Source organism: Dietzia sp. B44 (genome assembly GCF_014145245.1).
Lineage (GTDB): Bacteria > Actinomycetota > Actinomycetes > Mycobacteriales > Mycobacteriaceae > Dietzia > Dietzia natronolimnaea.
Genome location: NZ_JAALEF010000395.1, coordinates 4,495 through 8,306 on the forward strand (window position 1 = coordinate 4,495; position 3,812 = coordinate 8,306).

General features: G+C 72.4%; 4 protein-coding genes. 3 read left to right on the forward strand and 1 reads right to left on the reverse strand.

Annotated features, from left to right (window positions below):
• The 3 genes from G6017_RS12710 to G6017_RS12720 all read left to right on the forward strand — a co-directional run.
• On the forward strand, positions 1–1,057 hold a 1,057-nt coding region (locus G6017_RS12710), incomplete at its 5' end, for a DUF294 nucleotidyltransferase-like domain-containing protein (RefSeq protein ID WP_241731523.1).
• Entirely contained in the window at positions 1,057–1,770 is a 714-nt protein-coding gene (locus G6017_RS12715) for an exonuclease domain-containing protein (RefSeq protein ID WP_182609684.1), read from the forward strand. The genes G6017_RS12710 and G6017_RS12715, both read left to right, overlap by 1 nt.
• Before the next feature lie 10 nt (positions 1,771–1,780).
• Entirely contained in the window at positions 1,781–2,575 is a 795-nt protein-coding gene (locus G6017_RS12720) for a fumarylacetoacetate hydrolase family protein (protein ID WP_182609685.1), read from the forward strand.
• Between the two features lie 48 nt (positions 2,576–2,623).
• Here G6017_RS12720 and G6017_RS12725 read toward each other — a convergent pair whose 3' ends face one another.
• On the reverse strand, positions 2,624–3,754 hold the full coding sequence (locus G6017_RS12725) for an isochorismate synthase (RefSeq protein WP_182609686.1): 1,131 nt from the start codon (positions 3,752–3,754) through the stop codon (positions 2,624–2,626).
• Positions 3,755–3,812: the final 58 nt, after the last annotated feature.

Here is a 3,812-nt window from a genome sequence, read left to right on the forward strand (position 1 = left end):
ACTGGCCCAGACCGACCCCGTGTACCTGGCAGCCCGCATCGCCCGCGCGCCCGACCCCGAGGGGGTCGCGCGCCTGGCGGCGAGGTTGCCCGCCCTGGTCGGCGAGTTCGTCCGCCGTGGCACCGCCCCCCAGGACATCGGTCGCGTCGTCACCGCCACCGCCGACGCCGCGACGCGACGGTTGATCTCACTCGCGGAGAGCGGCCTCGGACCGCCGCCCGTGGGGTACTGCTGGGTCGGCCTGGGTTCCCAGGCCAGAGGGGAGCTCGGCGTGGCGAGCGACCAGGACAACGCGCTCATCCTCGACGACGAGGCGGAGACGACACCGGATGCGGACCGGTACTTCGCCGCGTTGGCGCAGGAGGTGTGCGCCGGTCTCGACCGGGCCGGATTCCCGTTGTGTCCGGGCGACGTCATGGCCTCCAACCCGGCGTGGCGTCGCACGTGCAGGTCCTGGGAGCGCCAGGTGGGGGACTGGGTGCGGGCGCCGGGAGCGGACGCCGTCCTGCACTCCCAGGTGTTCCTGGACATCCGCCCGGTGCACGGGGACACCTCGCTGTTCATGCGGGTCCGTGACGAGATGCTCGCTCGCGCCGAGGGCAGTCGACGGTTCCAGGCCCACCTGGCGCGCATAGCGTGCGAATGGCAGCCGCCGCTGGGGTTCTTCCGTGGGTTGGTGGTGGCACGACGGGGTGAGTACCGCAACACCCTGGACCTCAAGGCCGGCGGGATCGCGCCCGTGGTGCAGATCGCGCGTGTGCACGCCCTCTCCGCGGGGCTGGACGAGGTGTCCACCCTCGGTCGGCTCGACGCCGCGGCCGGGGCCGGCGTCATCGCGCGCGCCGACGCGGAGGATCTCTGCGAGGCCTTCCGGTTCCTGCGTGGTCTGACCTACCGCCACCACGCGCGCCAGATCGCGGACGACGACCCTCAGGACAACCACATCGATCCGGGAACGCTGAGCTCCGCCGACCGTCACCGTCTCCGCGCCGCGTTCCGGATCATCGCCGGGGTGCAGGGCTCGCTCGCCCTGAAATACCGGGTCGGGCAGATGTGATGCGTGAGTGGTTCACCGGGTCCGGGCGACGTCGACGCACCGCACGACGGCTTCCCGACGGTCCGCTGCGGCGCTACCTCGAGACTCCGCCCCCGGAGCCGTCGACCCCACTGGCGGATCTGCAGTTGCTGGCGATGGACGTCGAGACCACTGGCCTCGATCCGCGCCGCGACAGGGTTCTGTCCGTGGGGCTGGTACCGGTGGACGGTGACCGGATCGTCCTCGGCGGCGCGCGGTCCCTGCTCCTGCGGGCCGAGGGTGCCGACGACGTGGAGGGAGTGGGCCAGAGCGCGACGCTGCACGGGATCACCGACGACACGGTCGCGACAGGGGTGAGCGTGGACGTCTTCCTGGACCGGGTCTTCGAGGCGTTGACCGGCCGGGTGCTCATCGCCCACTACAGTCGTATAGAAACCGATTTCCTCGGCGCTCTGTGCACCTCCGGGCACGGTGTGCGGCCGCCGTTCGTCCCCGTCGACACCCTCGAACTCCACCGCCGGGTGCTCGGCGCGGGCGTCGACAGTGGATTCGCCCCGGAGTCCTCCCCGGACGAACTCCGGCTGTGGAGCGCCAGGGAGCGGTACGGGCTCCCCCGCTACCGGGCGCACGATGCGCTGATCGACGCTCTCGCCTGCGCCGAGCTCTACCTGGCCCAGACCGCGGAGCTGCACGAGCGCGGGGTCACGACGCTCCGGGATCTGCGAACGGCATAGGATCGCGGGTATGCGTCTCGCCCGTATCGCCCACCCGCAGGGATTCGCCTTCGTCGAAGTCCGCGGTGATGTCACCGATCCCGCCACCCTCACCTGCGCGGAGATCGCCGAACACCCCTTCGGCACCCCCGAGTTCACCGGCCGCGAATGGCCGCTGGCCGACGTCCGTCTGCTCGCTCCGATCCTCGCCTCCAAGGTGTTGTGCGTCGGTAAGAACTACGCGGAGCACGCCGAGGAGATGGGGTCCGAGGCGCCCGCCGAGCCGCTGATCTTCCTGAAGCCCAACACCTCGGTGGTCGGCCCCGAGGCCGGGATCGCGTACCCGCCCAGTTCCGAGCGGGTGGACCACGAGGGTGAGCTCGCCGTGGTGATAGGTCAGCCCTGTCGCGACGTCTCGGCCGCCCGGGCCCACGAGGTGATCCTGGGGTACACCTGCGCCAACGACGTGACGGCGCGCGACCAGCAGCTCGCGGACGGTCAGTGGACCCGCGGGAAGGGGTACGACACCTTCTGCCCGCTGGGCCCCTGGATCGTCACCGACCTGGACCCCAACGGCCTCGACGTCCGCACCACGCTGCACCACCCGGACGGGTCCTCGGAGCTGCGCCAGGACGGCAACACCTCCCAGTTCATGCACACCGTCGGGGAGATCATCGAGTACGTCAGCAGGGTCATGACGCTGCTCCCGGGCGACGTCGTGCTGACGGGAACCCCGGCCGGCGTCGGCCCCATGCTCCCCGGTGACCGGGTCACCGTGGAGATCGAGGGCATCGGAGCGCTGACCAACCCCGTCGTCGACAGGTAGGTCGGGTCCCGACCCGCCTGACGGTCGAGACCCGGTCGGGGGGTCCGGTCACACGGCGCCCAGCGCGGTGAGGACCGTGCGGAGTTTGGCGGCGGTCTCGGCCACCTCGTCGTCGGGGTCGGAGTCGGCGACGAGCCCCCCGCCCGCCCAGGCGATCGCCCCCGAGCGATCGGCGTCGATCTCGGCGCAGCGGATGGTGACCATCCAGTCGCCGTCTCCGCCCGCGTCCGCCCATCCCACCGCACCCGAGTAGAAGCCCCGCCGGCCCTCGAGACCCGCGATCACCCGCCGCGCCTCATCGGTGGGGGTTCCGCACACGGCGGGGGTGGGGTGGACGGCCAGCGCGAGGTCGAGCGCGGTCGTCCGCGGGTCGGCGACCCGTCCGCGGATCCGCGTCCCCAGATGCCACATCTCACGGGTGGAGGTGAGCGACGGGCGCTCGGGGATCTGTAGATCCCGGCAGAGGGGGGCGAGCGCCGTCGCCAGGGAGTCCACCACGAACGCGTGCTCGGCGGCGTCCTTGCCTGAGGCCTGCAGTGCCCGTCCCGCGGCCTGGTCCACCGACGTGTCACGGGAGCGGGGGGCGGATCCGGCGAGCGGATGGCACTCCACCACGTCACCCCGTCGACGGACGAGGAGCTCCGGGCTCGATCCCACCAGGATCCTGCCGGAGTGGACCCCGCCGGCGGGGGACAGGTCGACCAGGAATCCATCGGCCGACGGGCTCGAATCGATGAGCGCCGCGCACACGGCGTGGGGGTCGATCGGGTCGTCCGCGAGCAGCCGGACCGCGCGCGCGAGCACCACCTTGTCCAGCCCACCCGCCCGGATACCCGCGATCGCGGTGGCCACCCGTCTCCGGTGGGCCTCAGTCGAGGGCAGTTCCTCGACGACGCGGGCGCGCGTGCGGAGCGAGCGGAAGTAGGCGGGCGGCTCGAGTGGGCCGTCGGTCCGGACCACGATGTCGGGCTCGACCAGTGCTGCCGGGGCGTCCGGCTCGAACCCGATGGCGCCCACCACCAGCCCGCAGCGTCCGGACCGGAGGGCCAGCGCCGCGTCGGCGGGGTCGGGGAAGACGCGGAGGGAGCCCTGGGTCCGCAGCGATCCGGTGTGGCGCGACAGGAGGAAATCCGGGGCGGTGACAGGCCTGGCGGCGTCGGGGTGGGGCCCTGACGCCACGGCTCGCCTCCCTCGACTCCGATGTGCGTGGATCGCGCGCGAGTGGCGGGCCACGGGA

What these genes read in the sequence shown, in the direction of transcription:
- G6017_RS12715 (WP_182609684.1), top strand. Translation starts at nt 1,057, where the DNA reads ATGCGTGAGTGGTTCACCGGGTCCGGGCGACGTCGACGCACCGCACGA.
- G6017_RS12720 (WP_182609685.1), top strand. Translation starts at nt 1,781, where the DNA reads ATGCGTCTCGCCCGTATCGCCCACCCGCAGGGATTCGCCTTCGTCGAA.